Below are 24,620 nucleotides of genomic sequence, written 5' to 3'. Positions count from 1 at the left end.
GGTCCGCGCTCGGGTCAGGCCCGGTGGATCCGGACCGGCATGTCCTTGATGCCGTTCAGGAAGTTGGACCGCATCCGCCGTGCCGGGCCGAGCGGTTCGACCCGCTCGACCCGCTCCGCCAGGGTGCGGAACATGATCTCCAGTTCGAGCTTGGCCAGGTGCCGGCCGAGGCAGAAGTGCGGTCCGCCGCCGCCGAAGCCGAGCATCGGGTTCGGGTCGCGCCCGATGTCGAGGCGGTAGGGGTCGTCGAACACGTCCTCGTCGTGGTTGGCGGACGCGTAGTAGACGACCACCTTGTCGCCGGCGGCGATCGGCTGCCCGCTCAGCTCGGTGTCGCGGACCGCGGTGCGCTTGAAGGCGTTGACCGGGCTGACCCAGCGCACGATCTCGTCGGCCGCGGTCCCGGCCAGCCCGGCCGGGTCGGCGCGCAGCCGCTCCCACTGTTCGGGGTGCTCGATCAGCGCGAGCATGCCGCCGGAGATCGCGTTGCGGGTGGTCTCGTTGCCGGCCACCGCCAGCAGCATGAAGAACAGGTCGAACTCGATCGCGGTCAGCTCCTGACCGTCGCGGTCGGGGCACACCAGCTTGGACACGATGTCGTCCACGGGACACTCGCGCCGGGCCGCGCCCAGCGCGTCCGCGTACCCGAACATCTCCATCTGCACCTGCTCGGCCTCGCCCGCGTCCTGGCGCAGGTCCGGGTCCGCGTCGCCGACCAGCTTGTTCGACCACTCGAACAGCCGATGCCGGTCGATCTGCGGTACGCCCATCAGGTCGGCGATCACCACCAGCGGCAACTCGGCCGCGCACATCGCCACGAAGTCGCCCTCGCCCCGGTCCAGGGCGCTCGCCACGATCCGCTCGCAGGCGTCACGGACCTTGTCCTCCAGGGTCAGCGTGGTGCGCGGGGTGAAGCCCTTGTTGACGATGTTGCGCAGCCGCGAGTGCTCCGGCGGGTCCATGTTGAGCATCATCAGCCGCTGGGTGGCGAGCACGTCCTCCTCGGGCTCGACGAGCAGGGACAACCGCTCGCGCGAGGAGAAGATCTCCGGGTTCCGGGACACCCGGATCACGTCGGCGTGCCGGGTGACGGCCCAGAAGCCGTCCGGCCGCTCCGGGTCCGCGTGGCGGTAGACGGGAGCGCTGCGGCGCATCCGGGCGAACGTGGCGTGCGGGATGCCCGCCGCGTAGCTGTCTGGGCTGTAGACGTCGAACGCGGCGGTGTTCGGGGCGGCGCTGTCGATCGTTTCGGGCACGGCGGACCTTCCGGCAGTGGTGCTGGCTGGGCGCGGGCGCGGCCAGAATTCCACGGCTGAGGCGGGTCGGGAAGAGCGATCGAGGGGCGACGGCGGGTGATTTTCGCGCCGCCCCGTGACTCGAACCCGCCGGGCGCGGGGTGGGACACGCCGAGACACGCCGTCACGGGGGCGACCCGACGAGCGAAGTTGTGACCTTTTGCTACCTTATAGACACTTTCTGTTAGTTTTTGTACCGGTGACAAAAGCACAGAAGTTCGGCCGTCCCACCGGCACTCTTCGCGCTGTCCCGACATCGGTGCGGCCGTTCCGTCCCCTGCGCTTCCGCGCGCGCCTCCCGAGGAGTCACCCCCATGGCCTTGTCCATTTCCGCCGTCGTCCTGCTGGCCGTCATCGTGCTCATCCTGATCCGCAAGGGCGGCATGCGAATCCCGCACGCCGTCGTGTGCTCGCTGCTCGGGTTCTATCTCGCCGGTACCTCGATCGCGCCGAGCATCCACAGCAGCGGCCGAAGCCTCGCGAACCTGCTGAGCAGCCTGAGCTTCTGATCGCGGCGGTCACCCGAGCCGGCTCGGCGGCAGGACCGCCGGGCCGCTCTTCGCCGTTTCGACACCGGTAGTGGAGAGCAGGCATGGCGCACACAGGCGAGGTCGACACGCCCCTGGTGGTCGTGGGCACGGACGGCTCGGAGTACGGCGACCGGGCGGTGGCCCATGCCGCCGAGGCGGCGGTCCGGCAGGGCGCGCTGCTGCGCGTCGTGCACGCGATCCGGATGCCGATGGCCACTCCCGGTTTCGAGTCGGTGGAGCCGGACGAGGACACCGTTCGGGCGGCCGAGGCGCTGGTCCGGGACGCCGCGGCGGCGGCGGTGCGGCGCCATCCGGGCCTGATCGTGCAGGCCCGGGTCGGCTACGGGCTGCCCGGGGACGCGCTGCTCGCGGCGGCCGAGGGCGCCCGGTTGCTGGTCACCGGATCACGGGGGCGCGGCGGGTTCGTCGGCCTGCTCCTGGGTTCGGTCTCGCGCTTTTTGGCCGCACGGACCACGTGCCCGCTGCTGATCGTGCGCGGCGAGCACGCGGCTTCGGCCGGGCCGGCCGGCGCGGACGTGCTGCTCGGCGTTCAGGGCGACGGCGACGATCGCGCGGTGCGGGCCGCGTTCGAGGCGGCCGGCGGGTGGGGTGTGCCGGTGCATGCGGTGCACGCGTGGAGTTGGCCGGGCTACGCGGGGCTCGCCGGGCCCAGCGAGGCGGACATGCGCGCGGTCGCCGAGGTGCATGCGACGGCGCTGGAGGGCACGCTGAGCTGGGCGCGGACGCGGTTTCCCGACGTCGAGGTACGCGCGGACTCGGTCATGGCCGACGCGGCCGGGACGCTCGTGGAAGCGTCGGCGGGCAGCGCGCTGGCGGTGGTCGGCGTCCGACACCGCCGAGGCCCGCTGCGGCACTGGGTCGGCCACGTCGCGGCCGCCGCGATCGAACACGCCCACTGTCCGGTGCTCCTGGTCCCCCTGGATTGAGCGCCTGGTGGAGACCCGCGTCCGATACGGCGCGCGCCGTGACCCGGCCGCCGTTGCGATCAGTGCTTCAATCAGTGATTGAAAATGCCGGCACTTCGTGGTTTGGTGCCTGCCGTGACAGCACAATCGCGGGCCCGGCTGCTCGACGAGGCCGAACGGCTCTTCCTCGCCCAGGGCTACGACAGGGTCTCCGTCCGGGCGGTGAACGCGGCCGCCGGGATGAATCCGGCCGCCGTGCACTACCACTTCGGATCCAAGCGGGACCTGGTCGTGGCACTGCTGCAACAGCGGCTCGGGCCGTTGTGGGCCGAGCCCCTGGCCGACCTGGAGCGGGCCCGCGCGGCCGGTTGGACGCCCACCATCGGCGAGGTGGTCACGATCATCGTCGAGCCGTTCGACCGGTTGGCCCGCGAACCCAACGGGCCGATGTTGCTTCAGCTGCTCGCCCGTACCGTGCTCTCCGGGCACGAACTGCCATGGGACGACCCATGGTTTCGGCACGCACCGTGGCGCGGGCTGCTGGCCGCGGCGCGCCCGGACCTCAGTGCCCGGGAGGTCTCGGATCGCTGGCGGCTCGCCTTCGACCTGTTGCTCCAGCTCTACGGCCAACCCGTGGCGGACGCGTTCGTCCCGCCGCCCGCCGCCGCGGCCGTCGTCGGCTTCGTCACCGCCGGCCTCGACGCCCCACGCCCCGCCGACGTGTCGCCGGCCGACCCGTGCACGCCCGGTCCGTCCCGGACAGCCCGCACAGAACGAGGTGCCTCGTGATACCCGACGTCTTCGCCCCCGCCACACTCGGCCCCCTCACGCTGCGCAACCGGATCATCAAGGCCGCGACGTTCGAGGGGGCCACCCCGGACGCGCTGGTCACCGACGACCTGATCGAGTACCACCGGCGTCCCGCGGCGGGCGGCATCGGGATGACCACCGTGGCCTACTGCGCGGTCTCCCCCGAGGGCCGTACCGACCGGCACCAGATCTGGATGCGCCCCGAGGCGGTGCCCGGCCTTCGCCGCCTCACCGACGCCGTGCACGCCGAGGGCGCGGCGGTCTCGGCGCAACTGGGCCACGCCGGTCCGGTGGCCAACGCCAAGTCCAACGGCCGGCCCGCGCTGTCCGCCGGGCGCATGTTCAATCCGCTCAGCATGCGCACCACGCACGCCGCGACCGAGGCGGACATCGACCGGATCACCCGCGCGCACGCCGACGCCGCGCTGCTGGCGATCGAGTCCGGCTTCGACGCGGTGGAGATCCACCTCGGTCACAACTACTTCGCCAGCGCCTTTCTCAGCCCCAAGCTCAACCACCGCAAGGACGCCTACGGCGGTTCGCTCGCCAACCGGGCCAAGGTCGCGCGCGGGGTGTGTAGGGCGGTGCGGGACGCGGTGGGCGACCGGATCGCGGTGATCGCCAAGCTCAACATGGAGGACGGCGTCCCGGGCGGCATCCGCCTGGAGGAGAGCATCCGGACCGCGCGCCGGCTGGAGGAGGACGGCTCGCTGGACGCATTGGAACTGACCGCCGGCAGCTCGCTGCTCAACCCGATGTACCTCTTCCGCGGCGACGCCCCGGTGCCGGAGTTCGCCGCGACCTTCCCGCAGCCGCAGCGGCTGGGCGTCAAGCTGATCGGCAACCGCATCCTGCGCTCGTACCCGTACGAGGAGGCATACCTGCTCTCCTCCGCTCGGCGCTTCCGGGCCGAGTTGAAGCTGCCGCTGATCCTGCTCGGCGGGATCACCGACCGGGACACGATGGACCTCGCGATGACCGAGGGCTTCGAATTCGTCGCGATGGGCCGGGCGGTGCTGCGCGAGCCGGACCTGATCAACCGGATCGCGGCCGAACGCGACACCAAGTCGCTGTGCATCCACTGCAACAAGTGCATGCCGACCATCTACAGCCGCACCCGCTGCGTCGTGATCGAGCCGAACGCGTAGCGCGCGCGGATCCGGTTCGCGAAACGCCGGACGGGCCCATCGCGGGCCCGTCCGGCGTCGTGGAGCGGGCACGACCGGCCCATGGGCCGGTCGTGCCCGCTCAGGCCAGGTAGCGGCTGATCGAGTCGATCACGCAGGCCGGCTTGGCCGAGTCGGCGATCTCGACGGTGATCCGGATGGTCACCTGGATGCCGCCGGCGATGTCGGCGACCGCCACGATCTCCGCACCGCCGCGCACCCGGGAGCCGACCGGGACCGGCGCCGGGAAGCGCACCTTGTCCACGCCGTAGTTCACGCCCATCGAGATGTTGCGCACCTCGACGATCTGCGGCAGGAACAGGTTGGACAACGCCAGGGTCAGGTAGCCGTGTGCGATCGGCGCGCCGAACGGGCCCTTCTTCGCCTTCTCCACGTCCACGTGGATCCACTGGTGGTCGCCGGTCGCGTCGGCGAACAGGTTGATCCGGTCCTGGGTGATCTCCAGCCACTCGCTGTGGCCGAGGTGCTTGCCCACCGAGTCCTTGATCTGCTGGAGGTCGGTGAAGACGGTGGCCGCCATGTGCGCTCCCGGTCGTTTCTGATGGTCTGTCAGATCAGCTTCTCCCGGGTATACCAGACCGGCCCGCCCGGGCGCCGTCCGGGACGGTCAGGCGGTGGGGATCCAGGCCACCTGACGCACGTCGGCCAGCCGGTCCACCGAGATCCCGGCCGTCGAGACGGTCCACAGGTCGGAACCGATCACCAGCGAGCGCTGAATACTCGCGTCCGGGTGCGTCACCCGACCCACCTCGACGATGCGACTCCCCTCCACCCGCAACACCAGCGCGTACGAGCCGCCGCTCGGGGACTTCTCCCCCGGAGCGAACTGCGGCTGCGCCGAGATGCTGTAGGAGTCGTTCACCGGCACCACCACGGTGCCGTCCTTGGCCCAGTACAAGAACGCGTGCGCGTTCTGCTCGGCCTGCGAGTTCGCGCCCGGGAGGGCGTACTGCGCGACCCGGGTCGGGTTGGCCAGGGTGCTCACGTCGAACAACGACACCTGGGTGCCCAGGCGTCGGCCGCCGTCGGTGGCGTCCTGGCCGACGCCGATCAGCCGGCCGTCGGCGATCGGGTGCAGGTAGGCCGAGTAGCCGTTGATCTTGAGCTCGCCGACCGCCTTGGGATTGCGCGGGTCGCTCAGGTCGAGCGTGTACAGCGGGTCGGTCTGCCGGAAGGTCACCACGTACGCGAGCGGGCCCGCGAAGCGCACGCCCATGATGCGTTCGGTCCGGCCCAGACCGCCCACCCGGCCGATCGGGGTCAGCCTGTCGCCGCTGCGGGCCAGCACGGTGACCACCGACTCGGTGCTGGAGCGGGGTGCGATCGGCGGCGGCATGTCCGGCGGCGTGCTCGGCGTGGCGTCGGTGGGGTCGCTCGGGGCGATGGCGCCGCGCGGCGCGCTGCCCGGGACGGCCTGGCCCGACGCCGCGCTGCCCGGAGCGGAGTCGCCGCGGGTGGTGTTGTTCCGCGGCAGGTCGCTGGGCACGGTACCGGGCACGGTCGGGTCGCCGGGTGAAAGCGTGGTGGCCACCCGCAGGTTGCCCGCGTGCTCGGACATCGCGTACTCGTTGACCATCGCGCCCGAGACCACGCCGGTGCCGACCAGCCTCGGCGTGCCCTTGCCGGAGATGTCGAGCTGGTTGATCGTGGTCGTCGTGCTCGGCGGTCCGCCGCCGATCACCTTCGGGTCCGCGGACACGCTGCGCCGGTTGGTCGTGGTCGCCAGGTAGAGGTTGGACTCCGACGCGTACACGTTGTCCACGTCGGCGGCCACCGTCACCGGATCGCCCTTGTCCAGGTCGCGAGTCAGGTCGAAGGACAACACGCTCAGCGTCGCGGTGCCGGTGTGCCCGGGATCGCCGGGCTCGGCCTGCGGCCGGCTCACCCGGTCGCAGCCGACCAGATCGCCGGAATCGGTCCGACCGTTCGCGGCGAGGGTGAACTGCGGCAGCCAGTCCGAGGCGGTCGAGCGCTGGATCAGATCCTTGGCCTTGCCGGGCGACCTGCTCGCGGAGGTGGACAGTCGCGGCCGCGAGCGCACCACGATCCGCGCGGTGCTGCCGATCTGCCGCCCGTCCGCATAGCTCCCGTCCACCGACAGGTCGCCGATCACCCGCGGCGCGGCGGTCAGGTCGACCAGTACGAAGCGGGCCCGCCCACCCACGACCGGGCTCGACGAACCGCCCGGATCGCCCGGGATCAGCGCCATCTTGCCCGAACCACCCTTGTTCTTGGGCAGGTTCGTCGAGCCGTTCATGATCAGCAGGGCTCGATCGCCGGACAGCAGCAGATCGCTCGCCCGCGCGCCGGGCACGTCCAGCGTGCCGGTGACCCGGTGGGTCGCGGCGTCCACCACGCTGAGCCGGCCGTCGGCCACGGTCAGCACCCGACGCCCGTCGGTCTTGACCAGGTCGGGCTCGTCGACGCCCTGCTCCTGGGTATTGGTGGTCGAGTGCTCCGGCGCGCCGGGCGCCGCCTCATCCGCGGCCAGGCCCTGCGGTGCCGCCGCCCTGGGTGCGCCGGCCGGCGCCTCGCCGTCCGACTTCGTCCCGGGCTTCGCGTTGTCGACGGACTTCTTCTCGGACATCGTGCGCAGCGCCGCCGCACGGAAGTCGTCGACCAGCGCACCGCACGAGTCGAACGCGGTGAGCCGCATCGTCTCCCCGGACAGGGCGGCCGTGCGGACCGGATCCGGCTTCGAGTCGCCGGAGGAGGAGGTGCAACCGGTGACGACGAGTCCCGCCGTCAGCACGAGGATCGGCAGGGCAGTGGCCCCGCGCGTGGAACGGTCGTGGATTCGCATGGCCGTCCGACGCATCGGGCGCGGGAACGGTTCCCGGGCCCGGACCCGGGCAGGTGTGCGGTCAGGCCGAACCCGGCCGCGAAGGGGGGAACCTCGATGACGCTGTGGCCCGGACACCCGTTTCCGCTGGGTGCCTCCTACGACGGAACGGGCGTCAACTTCGCCCTGTACAGCGATGTCGCCCAAGCCGTCGACCTGTGCCTGGTCGACGATGCCCGCAACGAGGAACGGGTGCCGCTGCGCGAGGTGGACGGTGGCATCTGGCACGGATACCTGCCCGGCCTGCAACCCGGTGCGCGCTACGGCTACCGCGTGCACGGGCCTTGGGAGCCCCGCCGGGGGATCCGCTGCAATCCGGCCAAATTGCTCCTGGATCCGTACGGCAAGGCATTCGACGGCGACATCCGCTGGGGCCAACCGGTGTTCGGGTATCGGTTCGGCGAGCCGGAGCGGATCGACGAGAGCGACTCGGCGCCGCACATGATGACCTCGGTCGTGGTCAACCCGTACTTCGACTGGGGCGACGACCACCGGCCCGGGCACGAATACCACGACACGGTGATCTACGAGGCGCACGTCCGCGGGTTGACGATGCGTCATCCGGACATCCCGCCGGAGATCCGCGGCACCTACGCGGGCATGGCACACCCGACGATGATCGAGTACTTCCGGTCGCTGGGGGTCACCGCGGTCGAGTTGATGCCGGTGCACCAGTTCGTCGACGACGGACACCTGGTCGCCCGGGGATTGGCCAACCACTGGGGCTACAACACGATCGGCTTCTTCGCGCCGCACGCCGCCTACTCCTCGACCGGCTCGCTGGGGCAACAGGTGCAGGAGTTCCGCTACCTGGTGAAATGCCTGCACCAGGCCGGTATCGAGGTGATTCTCGACGTGGTCTACAACCACACCGCGGAGGGCAACCACCTGGGCCCGACGCTGTCCCTGCGCGGGATCGACAACGGCGCCTACTACCGGCTGTCCGAACAGGACCCGCGCTACTACTGGGACACCACCGGCACCGGCAACTCGCTGCGCATGTCGCATCCGCACGTGCTCCAAATGATCATGGACTCGCTGCGCTACTGGGTCACCGAGATGCACGTCGACGGCTTCCGCTTCGACCTCGCGGCGGCACTGGCCCGGCAGTTCTACGAGGTGGACAAGCTCTCCGCGTTCTTCGACCTGGTCCAGCAGGACCCGGTGGTCAGCCGGGTCAAGCTGATCGCCGAGCCGTGGGACGTCGGCGACGAGGGCTACCAGGTGGGCAACTTCCCGCCGCTGTGGACCGAGTGGAACGGCCGGTATCGGGACACCGTGCGCGACCTGTGGCGCGGACAACCGGGCATGCTCCCGGACTTCGCCGCCCGGTTCACCGGATCCGGCGACATGTATCGCCACGACGGCCGGCGGCCGACCGCGTCGGTCAACTTCGTCACCGCCCACGACGGCTTCACGCTGCACGACCTGGTCTCCTACGAGCACAAGCGCAACGACGCCAACGGTGAGGACGGCCGGGACGGGGAGAGCCACAACCGGTCCTGGAACTGCGGAGTGGAGGGCGAGAGCACCGACATCGAGATCCTCGCACTGCGGGAGAAGACCAAGCGCAACCTGGCCGCGACGCTGCTGCTGTCCCAGGGCGTGCCGATGCTGCTGCACGGGGACGAGATCGCCCGCACCCAGGGCGGCAACAACAACGCGTACTGCCAGGACAACGAGGTCTCCTGGGTCGACTGGGAACGCGGCCGGGAGCACTGGGTGTTCCTCGAATGGGTGCAGATGCTGATCCGGCTGCGCCGCGAGCATCCGGTGTTTCGCCGCCGGCGCTTTTTGCGCGGGGTGCCGGCGGACGACGCGAGCCTGGCCGACATCGAGTGGTTCGCACCCGGTGGGCGGCCGATGACCGTGGCGGACTGGCAGGCCGGCTTCAACAAGGCGATCTCGGTCTTCTTCAACGGCGACGCGATCGGCGAACCCGGCCCGCGCGGCGAACCGATCCGCGACGACTCGTTCTTCCTGTTGATCAACGCGCACGAGGGGGACCTGCACTTCACCCTGCCGCCCGCCGAGTACGGCGCGGCGTGGGGGACGGTGCTGGACAGTGCGGCGGTGGTGCTGGATCGGGACCGGCCCGCGGCCAAGGCGGGCACCTCCGTACACCTGGAGGCGCACTCGTTGCGGCTGCTGCGCCGGCTGTTCTGACCGGGTCCGGCCCGGCGTCGCACCGGACGAAATCCGCAGGCGCTTCGTCGCGAGGCGGATCGCACTCATACCTGCGACGGTTGTCCAGGGGTCGGACCAAGGGTTATCCCTGATAGACCACGGTCCGTCGACGGCGCATGCTGTACGAAGCCGTGTGCACAGCGAGAGGAGCCGCGCATGCACCCGAATTCCGGTCCTCATCCACCCCATTGGTACGGCATGCCCGCGCACATGCGGGTCGGCGACGCGGATCGCGAACGCACGATCGAACACCTCAAGCACGCCTACGGCGAAGGCAGGCTGGACGACGAGGAGTTCGAGGAGCGGGTCGCCGCGGCGCTGGCCGGGCGCACCCGGGCGGATCTGGAGGCGCTGCTCGACGACCTGCTGATGCCGATGTCGGGGCCGCCGATGATGCCGATGCACCGGGTGATGCCCGGGCCGCCGATGCCGCCGCCGTGGTGGCTCAACCGGCCCGCCGGGCCGTACGAGCGCATGCGCCCGGGCCGCGAGCGGGGATGGAGTGCGGCCGCGCACTGGAGCGGCTTCTGCGCGCCCGTGGTCGGCCCGTACCTGATCCGCGGAACGGTGGGTGCCCGCTCGGAGTTCGTCCGGGACAACGCCAAGGCGGCGCTGAACTTCCAGCTGACCTGTCTGATCTCGTTCGTCCTGACGCCCATCCTGGCGCTGCTCGGCGACTTCGGCGGCCTGATGATCGCCGTCATGTACTCGTCCATCGCGGTCTTCGCCATCCTCGGCGGGGCCCGGGCGGCCGGCGGCGATGTGATGCGCTACCCGATCAGCCTGCGGCTGATCAAATGAGCCGGCGCCGGGGTGGGCCGAGCGCCCGGCGGGCGCCCTCACGCTCCGGCGGGGTTGGCGCGGTGGGTGGGGCGACTGCTGCGGCCGAGTCGGCTCGGGCGGCTCCAGAGCAGGAGTTCGCCGCCGGGCGGTGAGACCACACCGCCACGCGCCGGATCGCCCGCGAACCACACGTCGCCACCGTCGCACTTGTGCAGGTGCCACCAGCGGTGCGACATGGACACCACGGTCAGTGCGTGCTGCGTGCCGTCGCCGGCGCGCTCGCCGATCACCAGCGGCGGACCCCACGCGCCGTCGCCGTCGGCCGGATCGCGGAAGCGGCACGAGCAGGTCACCCACGGATGGCGGGCCAGTGTGCGGCGCATCCGGCGGCCCAAGACCAGCGCGCCGATCCCGATCACCAAAGCCACGAGGCCGACCACGAGCGGGACCGTGCCCCAGCCGCCCCATGCCTCGTTGCCCGCGTCCTCGGCGGTGGACAAGACCACGAACCAGGCCCCCGTGCCGGCCAGACCGATCACCGTCGCCACGACGGCACGCAGCCGGTACACCCGCAGTGCCCGAGCCGTCGCGTGCAAGGAGAGAGCCGCGCCCTCCCACTGCTCGCTACCCATGGCAGCACCCTAAGCAGGCGCGGACGGCAATGGTGAACCGGTGCGTGTCGGCGCGCCCACCACGTTCGTGCACCGCGGTGCCGGCGAACCGAGGCGGATACCCCGGTGGGGTAAGGGCCTCGGCTCGCTCGGGAGCGCTCGATCTCGGGGGGTGCTCAGTACGTCAGGCCGTGTCCGAACGGGAAGACCGGGTCCTTGCCGTCCCGGGGCACGTCCGAGCGCTGGGCGCGCACATCGGCCATCGAGCGCGGCAACTCGAACGGCAGCCTGCCCTCGGGCCGCACCCGACCGAACAGCGCGTCCAGCAGCGGTGCGTCGGCGCAGCCGTAGTTCGCCACCAGCGCGGACGACCGCTCGGCGATCTCCGGGATGACCGCCGGGCGCTCCAGGTGGATGTCCACCACGGTGGGCACGCTCGCGCACAGGTCCAGGATCGGGGTCAGCTCGGCCTCGGTGAACTCCAGCGAACCCGCGTGGAAGAACTGTTCGAAGCCGCCCTCGCGCGGCTCGAACGGGGTCTTGATCCGCACGATCGCGACATCCGCCTCCTCGGGAGTGGCCACGACGGTGCCGTAGCCGGCGGCCACCTCGGCGTCGACACCTCGGACGTACACGCGTGTGCCTTCGGCCAGTGGCAGCACCGATTCGTTCTTGAGCACCGTGATCGACCTGCTCTGCGCGCGCAGCCCGGCCGCGATGCCGGCGTCGGTGCCCACCAGCGCGGCAGCGGCGGCCGGGTCGACGAACGGGTGGTCGAACAGGCCCAGGACGAACTTCTCTCGCAGCAACCGCCGCACCGACAGGTCCAGCCGCTCCTCGGTGAGTCGGCCCGCCGCCACCAGCGCGACGATCTGCTCGGGGATGTCCTCGCCGCCGAACTGGTCGCAACCCGCCTCGATCACCCGCAACACCCGATCCGGGACGGACAACTCCTCGACGCCCCAGGCCCGCGCGGGCATGGTCTGGCCCATGATGTTCGCGTCGGAGATCAGGCCCCAGTCGGTGCACACGATGCCGTCGAAGCCCAGTCGTTCGCGCAGCAGGCCGGTGATGATGCCCTTGTTGAAGCCGAACGCGACGGCCTCGTGCTCGGTCTCGATCGGCATGCCGTAGTACGGCATCATCTGCGACGTCCCGGCCGCGAGCGCCTTCTTGAACGGCTCCAGGTGATAGTCGAAGTTGCCACCCGGATAGACCTGCTCGCGACCGTACGGGAAGTGCGGGTCCTCGCCGTCGAGTTGCGGGCCGCCGCCGGGGAAGTGCTTGGTCATGCAGGCCACCGACTCGGTGTTCAGCGTCTCGCCCTGCGCGCCGCGGATGTAGGCGGTGACCATTTTGCCGGTCGCCTCGGCGTCCTCGCCGAACGTGCCGTTGATCCGCGACCAGCGCGGTTCGGTGGCGAGGTCGATCTGCGGGTGCAGTGCGAGCCGGATGCCGACCGCGAGATATTCGCGGCGCATCAGGTCGGCGAACTCGCGGACCAGTTCCTCGTCGCCGATCGCGGCCAGGCCGAGCGTCTCGGGATACTGCGAGAAGCCCTCGGCGTACGCGGCGGTGCCCGGGTTGTCGGTGAAGTGGTGCCGGGGGTCGGTGGAGAGCGTGACCGGGATGCCCAGCCGGGTCCTCAGCGCCAGCTCCTGAATCCGGTTGTGCCACTGCGCGATGTGCTCGGGCCGACCCCCACCAAGCAGGTTGAAGTGGTTCATCCCCTTTTCGGTGATCATCTCGCGCACCGTGACGCCGAACGGCCGGGAACCCTCGTCCTCCGACAGCGTGCCCTCGGGCCCCATGACCGCGATGGTCTGGAACATCAGACCGGCCTTCTCCTCGACCGTCATCCGGCCGAGCAGGTCCGCGACCCGTTCCTCGATCGGCAGCGACGCGTCCTCGTAGGGGCAGGTCGCGGCGCGAAACCGGGTGCGCGCGGTGGTCTCGGTCATGGGTCCTCCGTAAAAACCTAGTGGCCAGTAGGTTTTCTAACACGGAATGACCCCGCAACGCCGGCAAAATCTTCGGAGCCGGTGAAATCGCGACCGCGCCTCACGCCCTTCACGGCATCGCCGACGAAGGCCGAGGCCGCGCCGGCACCGGATGACCCGGCGCTCCGTTTCGTCACGTCGTGATCGTTTCGGCAGGTGATGGGCTCGCACGGGGAGCGCGAACGCTCCGTACAATGGGCCGAATGCGCGCCGGGGGGCCGGGCGTGATCGAGGGCGTGTGCCGCCGCGACGGCATGGCCGACGATTCGGAGCGGATCGCCCGGCGCACCGGGATCGGGCGCATTGGGCGCATAGACACCATGGGTACGAGGGGCGGACGCAGGTTGGACACCGTGCGCGGCTTGCTCGACTCGTTGCGGGATTTTCTCGACCACGGCGCGTGGACCCATTGGCCGCTACCGGTCTCGGCGGCGATCTTCATCGTGGTCTGCGCGCTGAGTGTGACCGCGTTCGTCCCCAAGTCGCTGTTCGCGCCGATCGCGGGAGCGCTGTTCGGCGCGATCGGGGGCACGGTGGTCACCCTGGCCGGGGCCACCCTGGGCGCGCTGATCAGCCTGTATCTCGGCCGCCGGGTGGGCCGGGAGCGGATCGGCGGCTGGCTGCACAAGCGCGAGGCACTGGCCGTCCTCGATCGCCGGCTCTCCCGAAACGGCCTGGTGCCGATCACGATCCTGCGGATGATCCCGGTGATCCCGTCCTCGGTGGTCAGCTACGGCGCGGCGGCGACCGGGATCCGCACCGGCCAATTCCTGCTCGGCACCGCACTGGGCATGTTGCCGATGACGCTGGTCCAGTGCGCGGCGGGCGCCTCGGTGCGAAGCGGCCTGAGCACACCGGTCGTGGTCAGCGTGTTCGTCGGCTGCGTCTCGCTGGCGCTGGCCATGGTCGCGGTGCGGCGGCGCGGCGAGGATTCCGCGCCGGCCGGCGCGGAGGCGCCGGTGACGCCGCAGTCGTCGGCCGCTCCGCCGTCGTCGGTCGCTCCGCAGTCGCCCGTGGCTCCCAAGACGTCGGACGCGGCGGGCGAGTAGGCGGGGCCGACGCTCGTCGACGCGGCCGCGGGAGCCTCCCCGCGAGTCCGACGAGAGTTCGAGGAGCCGCCTAATCTGGACGCATGCGAGCCGAAGCGGGGGAGCGCGGGGAGCGCGTGGGGCAGCCGGCGACCACGCGGGCACGGATCGTCGGCGTGGACGTCGCCCGTGCGCTGGCCATCCTGGGCATGTTCGCCTCGCACGTCGGTCCCGACCCCTACGCCGGCGGCGTGGACACACTCGTGCAAGGCGTGTCCGGCCGCGCCTCCGCGCTGTTCGCCTTCCTGGCCGGCGTCTCGCTGGTCCTGATGTCCGGCCGGGCACCGCTGCGCGGCTGGAATCGATACACCTGGGCCGCGGTCATCCGGGTGCTGATCAGGGCCGTGCTGCTGATCCCGCTCGGCCTGTGGCTGGCCGACCTGGACACCGGCGTGCTGGTCATCCTGGCCTTCTACGGCCTCTACTTCCTGCTCGCCTGGCCCGCGCTGTGGCTGGACACGCGCGCGCTCGTGCTGCTCGCGGCGGGCTGGGCGCTGCTGGGGCCGATCGCCTCGTACCTGCTGCGCGCGAGCGCGGACACCGGCGACATCCGCTACGGCGCACCCGGCTTCGGCGACTGGCACGGCCCGGGCGACCTGTTCGAGACGCTGTCCCTGACCGGCAGCTACCCGGCGATCACCTGGCTGCCGTTCGTCTTCGCCGGGATGGCGGTCGGCCGGCTACGACTGAGCGACCTGCGGGTACAGCGCGCGTTCGTCGGGATCGGCACCGGGCTGGCCGTGCTCGGATACGGCGGATCCTGGCTCGTGGTCAGGCTGCTCACCGGCGATCGGCTCGCCCGCGACGCGCAGCCGTACAGCGTGTCCGAGCTGATCCACAGCCGGGTCGGCTCGGTCCCGGTGTCCGATCCGGCCTGGCTGACCGTCGCCGAGGGTCACACCGGCACGCCGTTCGAGATCGTCGGCGCGATCGGCGTCGCCCTGAGCCTGCTCGGCCTGACCCTGCTGGCCTGCCGCGCCTGGATCGGCCGGATCGTGCTCGACCCGCTGATCTCGGTCGGCGCGATGGCGCTCACCGTGTACACCGCCCACCTGATCGCGATCGACCGCTGGTTCCCGCTCGCGGCCGGCCAGACCTGGAAGCGGCTGATCGGGTTCGTCGTCGTCGCGCTGCTGCTGTGCTGGACCTGGCGGCACACGCTGCGCAAGGGGCCGCTGGAGGCGGCCCTGCACGTGCTCTCCGCCTTCCCCGCACGCTGGGTGCGAGGAACGGCCCGGCCGGCCGAGTCGGCCCGGCCGCAGGGGGGTGGGCCGACCGCGGCGGCCGGATCGGTGATCCCCGGGGCGGATCGGTAGTCCGCGAGCCGGATCGGTGGCCCCTGGGCCGGGTGATCGTGCCCGGGTCGAGTCGGCGGTGGGTCAGATCAGCAGCCCCTGGGTCCTCGCGCGGGCGAGCCAGCCCGGGTACTCGTTCGTCATCATGTCGTAGAGCTGTGCGTCCGGGACGAGCGCCGGATCCTGGACCGAGAAGAAGTCGGCGTTGTCGACGTAACGGCCGGTCAGGTCGTCCAATTCCTCCAGGAACGAGAAGCCGCCCGGTCGGCCGAGGCCCATGAACTGCCAGAAGATCGGCTCGAAGCTGGAGTAGGTCATCTGCTCGCGGGTCGCATCGCGCGAGGTGGTCTGGCCGTCGGTGATGAACATGACGTAGACGGGCAGGTCGTTCGCGAGCGGCTGGTGACGCGGCCCGCTGCCGCCGAAGTAGTGCTCGCGGACCAGCCGCATGGCGCCGGCGTAGTCCGTCGAGCCCTCCAGACCGGGGTTCTTGCGGATCCGCTCGGCCCAGCCGTGGTACTCGCCCAGCCCGAGTTGGCCGACCGCGTGGCCGCGGGAGCCGAACAGGAACACGTCCACGGCCGCGTTGTCGTCGAAGCGCAGGCCGAGTGAGAGCACCCGCTCCGCGAGCGCCTGCACCTTGCCGCGCTTGAACAGCGACTGCATCGAGTACGAGATGTCCAGGCACAGGGCGACCCGCGCGGTGTGCTCGCCGAGGCCGCGCTTCTCCAGGCTCACGGCGGCCTGCTTGGTCAGGTTGAGCAGTTGCGGGTGGCCCTCCTGGGCGAGCCGCTTCTCCATATCGACCAGGTTCCGCTTCTTCAGGCTGACCGCGGGGGCCGAGGGCGGCGGCGTACTCGGCCTGGCGGGAGCAGGCGGGGGTGCGCTCGGCGCGGATGCCGTGCTCGGGGCGTCGTCGGCGGCGACCTCGATGCCGAAGTCGGTGGCCAGGCCGGTCAGCCCGGACGCGTACCCCTGGCCGACCGCGCGGAACTTCCACACCCCGCCTCGCAGGTAGAACTCGCCGAACAGGAACGCCGTCTCGGTGGATGCCTCGTCGATGTCGAACTCGGCGATCGGACCGCCCTGCGCGGACACCACGTGCAGCGCCAGGCCCGGTACCTGCCCGAACGTGCCACCGTCGGCGGACGCGCCGATCACCACCCGCTCGACATCCGGCGGCATCGCGGCCAGGTCCACCCGGATCGTGTCGGTGACGATGCCGTCGGCGGCGGGCCGCTTCCCCTCGTGCCGGACCGCGCCGGCGGCGTCCGAGGGCTGGTTGTAGAAGACGAAATCCGCCTCCGCGCGCACCTTCCCGGCGGCATTCAGCAGCAGCGCCGAGGCATCCACGTCGGGAGCGCCGGCCGCGCGCCAGGTCAGGACCGCCCGAAGCTCGGCGGTCGGTACCGGAGTGTTCCCACCCTTGCTTATCTTCGCCATGCCGCCCATCTTGCCCCTCACACACAACGAAGGTGGGCCCACGCGGACCCGGATCCCACCGGACTGTCCCGCGCGGGCGCGCGCGGGCGGGGTGAGTACGGACACGGGTGGACGCGGCCGGTTCGGTGGGATCCGGGCGACACCCCGTGCGACGCGATGTCTCCGGGTTTGCCGGTTTGGAATCCGCCACGGGAGGGTAGAGCGCGCGGGCCGCCCATCCCGGGCATCTCGATGTTGCGCCGATCACGACCCGGACATCGGGCGGGCAGGATGCGGTGCGAAGCGGTCGGAGCCTGCCGTTTTGCGGTAGGACTCGATCTCGGCCGGATCCTGTGTTAGTCTGAGACCTGTTGCAGTTGTGGTTCGCATCATCTTCTGAGTGCGCCTGTAGAGCTGTTCACTACAGGTGCATTTTGCATTTCGGTAGCTTCCGAAATGAGGGCGAAAAACGCGGCGACGCCCGGATTCACGAAGTGTGGATTCGTTCATCGGCCCACATGTAGGGAGAAAAATATGGCTACCGGAACCGTGAAGTGGTTCAACTCGGAAAAGGGCTTCGGCTTCATCGCGCAGGACGGTGGCGGCGACGACGTCTTCGCCCACTTCTCCGCGATTCAGGGCAACGGCTACCGTGAGCTCGTCGAGGGCGAAGCCGTCGAATTCGACGTCGTGCAGGGCCAGAAGGGCCTCCAGGCGGAGAACATCAACCGCCTCTGATCCTCACCGATCAGCACGACCGAGGGCCGGTGCCGCACTTTTTGTGCGGCGCCGGCCCTCGGCGTTTTCCTTGACGTCTCCTCGGGTTCTCCGGTGTGGAAGGTGACCCCTCGGACGGTGGCCGCCCGGGCGGACGGGTTGCGTCCGCGCCGGGCAGTCCGCTTCCGGTCAGCCGGTCTTCGCCAGGCCCGGTGAACCGTCGACACCCAGTGCCGCCAATTCCTCCTCGACCCGACGTGCGTGTGCCTGCTCGTCCTCCCGCGCCTTGCGCGGACTCCAACGGCCGGCCATCACGAACACGCACGGGATGAACAGCGCCTGACACGCCAGGGTCAGCCACCACCAGCGCATCCACTCGTCGCTCGCGCGGTCCTTCGCCTTCTGTACTTCCTCGCCGTGGTCGATCAGGATCCCCAGCGACTTCTGCTTCTGCTCGACCAGATCCAGCTTGGCGAGGTCGCCGCCGGCCAGCTGCAACGCCTTGATCTGCAATTCGATCGGGATCGACGCACGGTTGGGGAACTTGGACAGCTGGATGAACAGCTCGGGATCCTTCTGCACCAACTCCAGCGCGGGACCGGCGTCCGCCTGCGCCGCGACCACCTCTTCGCCGTGGTTCACCAGCGGCGTCGCCGACGTGACGATCACCGGCGTGAACACCGCCGACACCGACACCACGATCCGGATGATCCAGCCCCACACCGCCAGCCCCGTCGCGGTGGCCGCCGGGTTGTGCTTCTCGACGGTCTCGGTGTAACCGGCCATCCACGGCGCGTAGGTCAGCCCGCTGCACACACCGATGCCGACCAGGAGCCACGCGAACGTGTAGTAGCCCGTGTCCGGCTTGTCCGTGGTCAGCGCGAACAGGAACGTGAACACCACCGTGCCCACGCCGCCCACGATCATGAACGGCTTGCGCACCCGGGTCAGGTCGGACGCGATGCCGACCACGACGAGCGCGATCGCGTTGGCGCCCCAGTACCAGTTGGCCAGCGCGTTGGTCCGCTGCTCGGAGTACCCGTAGACGGTCGAGTAGTAGACGACCAGGTTGCCGACGACCGTGTAGTAGAACATCAGGTGCAGGCTGATCCCCAGCGCGGGCGCGAGGATGTCCAGCCGCATCATCTGCCGCCAGTGGTTCTTCTGCGCGGCCTCCACGTCCAGGCCGCGGGCCCTGGCCTCGATCAGCGCCTTGTCGCGCAGCGAGACCATGAGCTGATCGCGCAGCGCCGGGGACAACTCGCGCAGCCCGAACAGCGCGATCACGAACACGACCAGGCCGGCGATGCCCGCGTACCGGAACTCGTCCTGCCAACCGCTGGTGTCCAGCGTGTTGCTGCTGACCGAGGTGACCACCAGGCTGCCGATGATCGGGCCCAGCGTCCAAAAGCCCATCGCGCCCGCTCGGCCCACCTGCGGCGAGAAGTCGCGGATCAGCGCCGGCGTGGCGACCAGGGCCATGCCCTCGACGATGTTCACCAGGGCCATGAAGAACATGAACCAGCCCTTGCTCTGCGCGTTGGGCAACGCGAACAGCACGAGCACACCGGTCGACGCCAGGCCGTACACGACCAGGTTGGCCCGACCCCATCGGTCGGCGAGGCCGGCCAGCAGCGAGGCGAACGCGCCGACCGCGTTGCCGACGACCGAGATCATCGTCGCGTACATGAAGGTCATGCCGTACTCGTGCATCAGCAGCGTGGAGACCGCGTACTGGATGTACAGCTCGTAGTAGAGGATCACCGAGCCGATGACCACGATGGACAGGTAGAAGATCCGCGCGCCGTTGGCCGGGTAGCGATCCAACCGGCGGTGCCACAGGCCGCGGAGCAGTGCGGGCAGCGGGCCGGGAGGTGACGACGGTGCGGGGTCGGGATCGCTCGCGGCAGACGGGCCCGATGGGGACGTGGTGGCAGACATGCGGCTCCTCGACGAGCGTGGGTCTATCGAGGTACAGGGGGGTGGTGAGGGGAAACGCGGCCGTGCGAATACGTCGGACCAGGGGGAAGGGACGGCCCCCCGGGCCAACGCGTGGAGTGACCTTAGTACCGGCCGGTAGCCCGCTACCAGAGCGAACGCCAAGAAATGGAACGGGTTGCGATTTCGACCGCGCGCAACGGCCGTACCTGGGCGGACACGGCGGGTCGAACGCGCGTGCCGACGACGGCGGTTGCGAAGGGAAGGGTACGTTGCGCGGGAGCGGGGCGGCACGCGAGTCGGGATGGGCGCCGGCGGGTCGGGCGCGGGCGGGGCGAGCGTGACCGGTAGCCGGTGGTCGGGCCGCGCGCGGGCTCTTCGGTCGGGCGCACGGAGGCCGCCCACGGCTTCGCGGGGCGCGCGACGACGGGAGCCCGGTACGGGACCGCGTGAATGTCGGGCGGCGGCTCAGGTCTTCGCGTGTCGGCGGCGTACGGGGGCGCCTCGGACCTGGGTCGGCCTGCGGGCGGGATCGGCGTCGGGGTGGGCCGGGTCGAGTGGGTCGGACGGGGCCTCGGGCCGGTGTTCGGGCCGTGGGCGGGGGTCCGCCGCCGCCGGGTCGAGGATGAACCGCATCCGGGTCAGGTGTGCCCGAGCGGTCTCCAGGCCCCGGTTCGCCGGGCCCGGAACACGTTCGCGCATCGCCACGACGGCGGGCCCGAGCCGTACCGACTCCTGGGCGTCGGGCACCCGCAGCCACACCTTGAGCGCGTTGTCCGCAGCGGCGACTGTACTCGGGTGTTGTGGGCCGACCGCCTCCGCGCCGCGCTCGGCGACCTGGCAATAGATCAATACCGCGTCCGCGACCCGACCCAGTCCGGCGCTCACGAACGCCAGCATGGCCTGGGCGTCCAGCGTGCCGGGATGGGTCGGGCCGACCAACCGCTCCATGTGCATGCCGAGTTCGGCGGCCTTCTGCCACGCCTCCATGCCGCGCCCGGTGTCCGCCGCGTGGCGGATGGCGGCCAACTCGTTCCAGTAGGTGGGCAGTACGTCCGCCGGTCGGATCAACGCGCCCGCGGCCGATGCGCCCTGCGACAGCGCCCGCCGGGCGGGGGACGGCGCAACGGCTCGGCCGCGTACCGGCATCGACGTCGGCCGGCCCGGTCCGAACCCTCGGTTCGGCGCGAGCGCCGGGGGTAATTGGGTGGGACTCGTGGTCGGCGGACGACGCGCGGGCGTCGGGGTCAGCGCACTCGCGTCGGTCGCCTGGATTCGCACGGTTATCCGAGGCGGTAGTGGCGGGGGCGGCGGCTCGGGATGCGGGCGCGGCGCGGAGCCGGTCGCACGGCGGTTCGGTGTGGCGTCGGTCGTCGTGCGGGGTGCGAGTCGACTCGCGATGCTCGCGGGGCCGTTCGCGGAGCCGCGTGCGGAGCGGTCGGCGGGGCCGGCCGCGGAGTCGTGCGCGGGTCCGCTCGTACGGCGGTCGGCCGGGCCGGGGAACTCCGGTTCGCGGTCGAGCAGCGCGGACTTGGTGGGCGGGCGCGGCTTGCCACGAGCGGCCTGGCCGGCGGCGCCACGACCGGTCGGCGGCGGCGCGCCGTCGTTGCGGGCGGGCTGGGCCGGCGGTCGGCTGCCCGGCCTGGCGACACCGGCTCGCAGCGCGTCGCGCAGGCTGGTACCGGGCACCTCGGGCTCGTCGTCCGGCCCGGCGGCGAGTACGGAACGGACCAGCCCCAAGGCGCGCCGGCCGACGCCGGATTCGTCGCGCGGGCGGGTGTCCTGGTGCGCGTCGGGTTCGGCGCGTGGGTCGGTGGTCGCCGGCCGTCGCTCGGCGGGCTCGGGATCGACTCCGCCACCGACCACGCCCGAGCCACGCAGACCGGAACGCTGGGCCGGGGTCATCCCGTTGGGCGGCACGGCGGACAGTGCCGAGATCCCGGTACCGGCGGCGCCGTTGCCGCGCGGCGTGACCGCCTTGAGCCGGCGAACGGCCGTACGCAGGGTCGGCGGACGGGCCTCCGGGGAGCAGTTGGCCAGTGCGAGTGAGCCGGCGGACGGCGCGAACTCGACGGTGTCCCGCGCCAGTCGGGCCCGCTCGGCGAGCAGCGGGTGGATCTCCTCGGCCGGTACCGGGTCCGGGAGTTCGGGAAAGCCCTGCGCGAGCGCGGCCACCAGCGCGCGGGTGAACGGGTGCGGCGGACCCTTGACGTCCGGCGGGTTCAACACGCCCCACAGCGGGATGCCCTGGCACAACTCGTGCGCCCGTTCGCGGGCCGCCTCCCAGGATTCCCGCCCCGCCGTCAGATCGCAGATCACCAGGGTGTTCTCGGCCGGCCGAGGACCCAACAGCTCGACCACCCAGGACCACGGAAGCCCGTCGTAGCGCACCGAGCCGGGCGTCGAATCACGCAGGCCGAGGTGCAGTTCGCGGCGTCGACGGTCGAACAGGAGGCGCCCGGTCAGATAGACGATCACCGGTCCGTCCACCGCGCCGGCGGCCTGAAGGTAGGCCCGAACCGCGTGCGGCTGCACCGCGTCCGGCAACTGGACCACGTCGGCGGCCGCGTCCGGAAAGAGTTGATGAGGCGTCAGGGCCGACATCGCGACCAGGTTACTCCCGCCGTCCGACCGTCGCCCTCGCCCGGATCTACCACCCTCCACAAGCAGCAACTGCCCGCGCTCCGACGGGACCCGGATGACCCGCCCACCACGTTCGGTCATGTGTGCCTCCCCGGCCGAGCTCATTTGGGTGGACCACCACGCATCTGAAGGTTAGGGGTATCGACCGGCCATGGTCGACATATCGGACCGGTTGGCCGGTTGGCCCGCTCGGCACGCGAGCTCACGACGGGGCGTGCGGGGGGGCGCGGGTGAACGGGGGGTGCGCGCGGGCACGCGACGGGGTGGGACACGGGGTGGGGGTCGGCGCGGGTCGCGGTGGGGTCGAGGGCGGGGGAGGGGCGGGGGCGGTACGGGGGTAGGCGTGGTTCGGCTCGGGGGTCGAGGGAGCGTGCGAGATCAGTGCTCTCGTTTGGGTGCAGTGCTCTGGGGTCTGGCACACTGGCCGGATGACCGGAGCCACGCGTACGGCGCGCGATCGTGCCAGAGCCGAACTCGCCCACGAGATCAAGTCGGCCGCGCGCCGGCACCTCGCCGCCCAGGGTGCCCAGCAGTTGTCGCTGCGCGCCGTGGCCCGCGAACTCGGCATGGCCTCGTCCGCGCTGTATCGGTACTTCCCGAGCCGAGACGACCTCCTGACCGCGCTGATCGTCGACGCGTACAACGCGGTGGGCGAGCGGGTCGAGCACGCCGTCGAGGCCGCGGCCCCCGCCGAGCACCCGCGCGTCGCCTGGCGCGGACTGTGCCAGGCGGTCCGCGGCTGGGCGCGCGAGCATCCGCACGAGTACGCGCTCATCTACGGCTCCCCGGTTCCCGGCTACCAGGCACCGGAGCAGACCTTGGCCCCGTTCGCGCGCGTCCCGTTCGCGCTTCTGCGCATCCTGCGCGACTCGGGTCGGGACCTCGCCGGGCCCTCCGGCGCGTCCGCCCTCCCCGGCCCACTCGCCGCGCAGCTCCAAACGGTGGTGGACGCGAACGGGTTGGACGTGCCACCGCCGGCCCTGGCTCGCGCCCTGTTCGCCTGGACCGGCGTGTTCGGCATCGTCGGCTTCGAGTTGTTCGGCCAACTCGCGGGCAGCGTCGACCCCGCCGACCGGTTCTTCGAGTACGCGGTCGAGCGGCATGCCGACCTGCTCGGACTGGACTGACCCCGATGGGACGACTCTCCCGCGCGCAGGTCCTGGACGCCGCGCTCGCGCTTGCCGATCGGGACGGCATCGCAAAGCTGTCGATGCGTCGGATCGGCGCCGAGCTCGGCGTCGAGGCGATGACCCTGTACCACTACGTGCCGAACAAGGACGCCGTCCTGGACGGCCTGGTCGAGCGGATCGTCGCGAGTGTGTCGCCGGAACCGGTCGGGCCGCGTACGGTGTGGCTCGCCGGATTCGCCCATGCGTTCCGCGCCGAACTGTTGCGCCACCCGGCCGTCGTTCCCCTCGTGGCCACCCGCCCGGTCGCCACGCCGGATGCCCTGGCCGCCGTCGAACGTGCCGCCGCGGCGCTGGTGGCCGAGGGCTTCGCGCCACTTCGCGCGTGCCAACTGCTCAACGCGGTGACCACGTTCGTGATCGGGCACACGTTGGCGGAGCTGGACCCGGCCGACTCGCCGGCGCGGACCACTCCGCAGGACGTCGCCGAATTCCCCTGCCTGGCTGCGGCATTGGCGGCGGGCCTGGGTACGCAGGCCGACCACGACGAACGTTTCGCGCTGGCGGTCGCGGCGCTGCTGGCCGGTGTCGAGTAGGCGTTTCCCGGGCCGGCCGCCCCGTCGGGCCGGGGCGGGCTCGCGGGACCCGGCCGGACTGCGCCGCGCCCGGTCGAACTACGCCTGCACCAGCACCACGGCCGTGCCGTACGCGCAGATCTCCGTTCCGTTTCCCGCGTCGGTGACGTCGTACCGCATTGCCAGGATCGCGTTGGCTCCCCGGCCGCGCGCCTGTTCCACGAGTCGTTCGGCGGCCTCCGTACGGCTTTGCACCAGGGTCTTGGTCAGGCCGCGCAGCTCGCCGCCGACCATCGACTTGAGACCCGCGCCGAGTTGGCTGCCGATGTTGCGGGAGCGCACGGTGAGGCCGAACACCTCGCCGATCACCCGCTGTACCCGATAGCCCGGTACGTCGTTGGTGGTGACGACGAGTACGTCCGTGCTGTCGGGCGCGCCGCCGTACGCATCGAGATCGCTCATGTCGGCCTCCGAAATCTGGAAACGGGAAATCGGGCATCGAGGAACGGGGATCCGTCGCGTCCTGTGCGACCTCGCGTCGTACAGATGGCCGCGACGGAGCCGTTCCACACGTATGTCACCGATTCGGCGGATCGGAAGGCGCATGGGAAGGCGCCGGCCGGTGGGCCGGGTGACGCCTTGAC

At 71.1% G+C, this 24,620-nt stretch carries 20 protein-coding genes; 11 read left to right on the top strand and 9 right to left on the bottom strand.

The window, feature by feature from the left end:
• Positions 1-14 precede the first annotated feature (14 nt).
• On the bottom strand, positions 15-1,256 hold the full coding sequence (locus tag A3IC_RS0137890; protein WP_020555292.1) for a cytochrome P450: 1,242 nt from the start codon (positions 1,254-1,256) through the stop codon (positions 15-17).
• Positions 1,257-1,609: 353 nt separating this feature from the next.
• On the opposite strand from A3IC_RS0137890, the gene A3IC_RS0137885 reads away from it, so the two are divergent.
• The 4 genes from A3IC_RS0137885 to A3IC_RS0137870 all read left to right on the top strand — a co-directional run bounded on the left by A3IC_RS0137885 (position 1,610) and on the right by A3IC_RS0137870 (position 4,709).
• Entirely contained in the window at positions 1,610-1,804 is a 195-nt protein-coding gene (locus A3IC_RS0137885; protein WP_020555291.1) for a hypothetical protein, read from the top strand.
• 83 nt (positions 1,805-1,887) lie between these two features.
• Positions 1,888-2,772, top strand: coding sequence for a universal stress protein (locus A3IC_RS0137880; RefSeq protein WP_020555290.1), 885 nt, complete (start codon positions 1,888-1,890; stop codon positions 2,770-2,772).
• A gap of 114 nt (positions 2,773-2,886) precedes the next feature.
• The gene (locus tag A3IC_RS58875; RefSeq protein WP_020555289.1) at positions 2,887-3,540 is read left to right on the top strand and encodes a TetR/AcrR family transcriptional regulator; all 654 of its coding nucleotides are present in this window, start codon (positions 2,887-2,889) and stop codon (positions 3,538-3,540) included.
• Complete coding sequence (locus A3IC_RS0137870) at positions 3,537-4,709, top strand: NADH:flavin oxidoreductase (protein ID WP_020555288.1); 1,173 nt, start codon at positions 3,537-3,539, stop codon at positions 4,707-4,709. The genes A3IC_RS58875 and A3IC_RS0137870 overlap by 4 nt, the downstream gene beginning before the upstream one ends.
• A 100-nt stretch (positions 4,710-4,809) precedes the next feature.
• Here the strand turns inward: A3IC_RS0137870 and A3IC_RS0137865 are convergent, their stop codons facing one another.
• Positions 4,810-5,268 carry a MaoC family dehydratase gene (locus A3IC_RS0137865; RefSeq protein ID WP_020555287.1) on the bottom strand — a complete coding sequence of 153 codons (459 nt, stop codon included), beginning with the start codon at positions 5,266-5,268 and terminating at the stop codon, positions 4,810-4,812.
• An 87-nt stretch (positions 5,269-5,355) separates the two neighbouring features.
• A complete protein-coding gene (locus A3IC_RS63190) occupies positions 5,356-7,551 on the bottom strand; it encodes a beta-propeller domain-containing protein (RefSeq protein WP_020555286.1) in 2,196 nt (731 codons plus the stop codon).
• 96 nt (positions 7,552-7,647) lie between these two features.
• On the opposite strand from A3IC_RS63190, the gene glgX reads away from it, so the two are divergent.
• Both glgX and A3IC_RS0137850 read left to right on the top strand, forming a co-directional pair.
• Positions 7,648-9,756, top strand: a complete 2,109-nt coding sequence (gene glgX, locus A3IC_RS0137855) for a glycogen debranching protein GlgX (protein ID WP_020555285.1) — start codon at positions 7,648-7,650, stop codon at positions 9,754-9,756.
• 177 nt (positions 9,757-9,933) lie between these two features.
• Entirely contained in the window at positions 9,934-10,578 is a 645-nt protein-coding gene (locus A3IC_RS0137850) for a DUF1707 and DUF4870 domain-containing protein (protein ID WP_079026938.1), read from the top strand.
• Between the two features lie 38 nt (positions 10,579-10,616).
• Here A3IC_RS0137850 and A3IC_RS0137845 read toward each other — a convergent pair whose 3' ends face one another.
• Positions 10,617-11,192 (bottom strand): hypothetical protein, encoded by a 576-nt coding sequence (locus tag A3IC_RS0137845; protein WP_020555283.1) that lies wholly within the window; start codon positions 11,190-11,192, stop codon positions 10,617-10,619.
• Between the two features lie 155 nt (positions 11,193-11,347).
• The gene (locus tag A3IC_RS0137840) at positions 11,348-13,132 is read right to left on the bottom strand and encodes a glycoside hydrolase family 3 protein (RefSeq protein ID WP_020555282.1); all 1,785 of its coding nucleotides are present in this window, start codon (positions 13,130-13,132) and stop codon (positions 11,348-11,350) included.
• Between the two features lie 242 nt (positions 13,133-13,374).
• Between A3IC_RS0137840 and A3IC_RS63185 the strand changes: the two genes are divergently transcribed.
• Together A3IC_RS63185 and A3IC_RS58860 are read left to right on the top strand one after the other, a co-directional pair.
• Entirely contained in the window at positions 13,375-14,220 is an 846-nt protein-coding gene (locus A3IC_RS63185; protein WP_158696255.1) for a TVP38/TMEM64 family protein, read from the top strand.
• 83 nt (positions 14,221-14,303) lie between these two features.
• Positions 14,304-15,575: a DUF418 domain-containing protein gene (locus A3IC_RS58860; protein WP_020555280.1), complete on the top strand. Its 1,272-nt coding sequence runs from the start codon at positions 14,304-14,306 to the stop codon at positions 15,573-15,575.
• Positions 15,576-15,638: 63 nt separating this feature from the next.
• On the opposite strand, the gene A3IC_RS0137825 is transcribed toward A3IC_RS58860, so the two are convergent.
• A complete protein-coding gene (locus A3IC_RS0137825; protein ID WP_026219199.1) occupies positions 15,639-16,997 on the bottom strand; it encodes a VWA domain-containing protein in 1,359 nt (452 codons plus the stop codon).
• A gap of 513 nt (positions 16,998-17,510) precedes the next feature.
• Between A3IC_RS0137825 and A3IC_RS0137820 the strand changes: the two genes are divergently transcribed.
• A complete protein-coding gene (locus A3IC_RS0137820) occupies positions 17,511-17,714 on the top strand; it encodes a cold-shock protein (protein ID WP_020555278.1) in 204 nt (67 codons plus the stop codon).
• Between the two features lie 168 nt (positions 17,715-17,882).
• Here the strand turns inward: A3IC_RS0137820 and A3IC_RS0137815 are convergent, their stop codons facing one another.
• A complete protein-coding gene (locus tag A3IC_RS0137815) occupies positions 17,883-19,634 on the bottom strand; it encodes an MFS transporter (protein ID WP_026219198.1) in 1,752 nt (583 codons plus the stop codon).
• Positions 19,635-20,099: 465 nt separating this feature from the next.
• Positions 20,100-22,235: a hypothetical protein gene (locus tag A3IC_RS63180; RefSeq protein WP_052173987.1), complete on the bottom strand. Its 2,136-nt coding sequence runs from the start codon at positions 22,233-22,235 to the stop codon at positions 20,100-20,102.
• Positions 22,236-22,702: 467 nt separating this feature from the next.
• Between A3IC_RS63180 and A3IC_RS0137805 the strand changes: the two genes are divergently transcribed.
• Together A3IC_RS0137805 and A3IC_RS0137800 are read left to right on the top strand one after the other, a co-directional pair.
• Positions 22,703-23,401, top strand: coding sequence for a TetR/AcrR family transcriptional regulator (locus A3IC_RS0137805; protein ID WP_020555276.1), 699 nt, complete (start codon positions 22,703-22,705; stop codon positions 23,399-23,401).
• A gap of 5 nt (positions 23,402-23,406) precedes the next feature.
• Entirely contained in the window at positions 23,407-23,997 is a 591-nt protein-coding gene (locus tag A3IC_RS0137800) for a TetR/AcrR family transcriptional regulator C-terminal domain-containing protein (protein ID WP_020555275.1), read from the top strand.
• 78 nt (positions 23,998-24,075) lie between these two features.
• Here A3IC_RS0137800 and A3IC_RS0137795 read toward each other — a convergent pair whose 3' ends face one another.
• Positions 24,076-24,438: a YbjQ family protein gene (locus tag A3IC_RS0137795; protein WP_020555274.1), complete on the bottom strand. Its 363-nt coding sequence runs from the start codon at positions 24,436-24,438 to the stop codon at positions 24,076-24,078.
• Positions 24,439-24,620: the final 182 nt, after the last annotated feature.

The organism is Embleya scabrispora DSM 41855, from assembly GCF_000372745.1.
Taxonomy (GTDB): domain Bacteria; phylum Actinomycetota; class Actinomycetes; order Streptomycetales; family Streptomycetaceae; genus Embleya; species Embleya scabrispora.
This window is presented reverse-complemented; position numbering and strand designations above follow the sequence as displayed.

What these genes read in the sequence shown, in the direction of transcription:
- A3IC_RS0137840 (WP_020555282.1), bottom strand. Translation starts at nt 13,132, where the DNA reads ATGACCGAGACCACCGCGCGCACCCGGTTTCGCGCCGCGACCTGCCCC.
- glgX (WP_020555285.1), top strand. Translation starts at nt 7,648, where the DNA reads ATGACGCTGTGGCCCGGACACCCGTTTCCGCTGGGTGCCTCCTACGAC.
- A3IC_RS0137850 (WP_079026938.1), top strand. Translation starts at nt 9,934, where the DNA reads ATGCACCCGAATTCCGGTCCTCATCCACCCCATTGGTACGGCATGCCC.
- A3IC_RS0137820 (WP_020555278.1), top strand. Translation starts at nt 17,511, where the DNA reads ATGGCTACCGGAACCGTGAAGTGGTTCAACTCGGAAAAGGGCTTCGGC.
- A3IC_RS0137800 (WP_020555275.1), top strand. Translation starts at nt 23,407, where the DNA reads ATGGGACGACTCTCCCGCGCGCAGGTCCTGGACGCCGCGCTCGCGCTT.
- A3IC_RS63185 (WP_158696255.1), top strand. Translation starts at nt 13,375, where the DNA reads ATGCGCGCCGGGGGGCCGGGCGTGATCGAGGGCGTGTGCCGCCGCGAC.
- A3IC_RS63190 (WP_020555286.1), bottom strand. Translation starts at nt 7,551, where the DNA reads ATGCGAATCCACGACCGTTCCACGCGCGGGGCCACTGCCCTGCCGATC.
- A3IC_RS0137825 (WP_026219199.1), bottom strand. Translation starts at nt 16,997, where the DNA reads ATGGCGAAGATAAGCAAGGGTGGGAACACTCCGGTACCGACCGCCGAG.
- A3IC_RS0137885 (WP_020555291.1), top strand. Translation starts at nt 1,610, where the DNA reads ATGGCCTTGTCCATTTCCGCCGTCGTCCTGCTGGCCGTCATCGTGCTC.
- A3IC_RS58860 (WP_020555280.1), top strand. Translation starts at nt 14,304, where the DNA reads ATGCGAGCCGAAGCGGGGGAGCGCGGGGAGCGCGTGGGGCAGCCGGCG.
- A3IC_RS0137795 (WP_020555274.1), bottom strand. Translation starts at nt 24,438, where the DNA reads ATGAGCGATCTCGATGCGTACGGCGGCGCGCCCGACAGCACGGACGTA.
- A3IC_RS0137880 (WP_020555290.1), top strand. Translation starts at nt 1,888, where the DNA reads ATGGCGCACACAGGCGAGGTCGACACGCCCCTGGTGGTCGTGGGCACG.
- A3IC_RS0137845 (WP_020555283.1), bottom strand. Translation starts at nt 11,192, where the DNA reads ATGGGTAGCGAGCAGTGGGAGGGCGCGGCTCTCTCCTTGCACGCGACG.
- A3IC_RS0137815 (WP_026219198.1), bottom strand. Translation starts at nt 19,634, where the DNA reads ATGTCTGCCACCACGTCCCCATCGGGCCCGTCTGCCGCGAGCGATCCC.
- A3IC_RS0137805 (WP_020555276.1), top strand. Translation starts at nt 22,703, where the DNA reads ATGACCGGAGCCACGCGTACGGCGCGCGATCGTGCCAGAGCCGAACTC.
- A3IC_RS0137865 (WP_020555287.1), bottom strand. Translation starts at nt 5,268, where the DNA reads ATGGCGGCCACCGTCTTCACCGACCTCCAGCAGATCAAGGACTCGGTG.
- A3IC_RS63180 (WP_052173987.1), bottom strand. Translation starts at nt 22,235, where the DNA reads ATGTCGGCCCTGACGCCTCATCAACTCTTTCCGGACGCGGCCGCCGAC.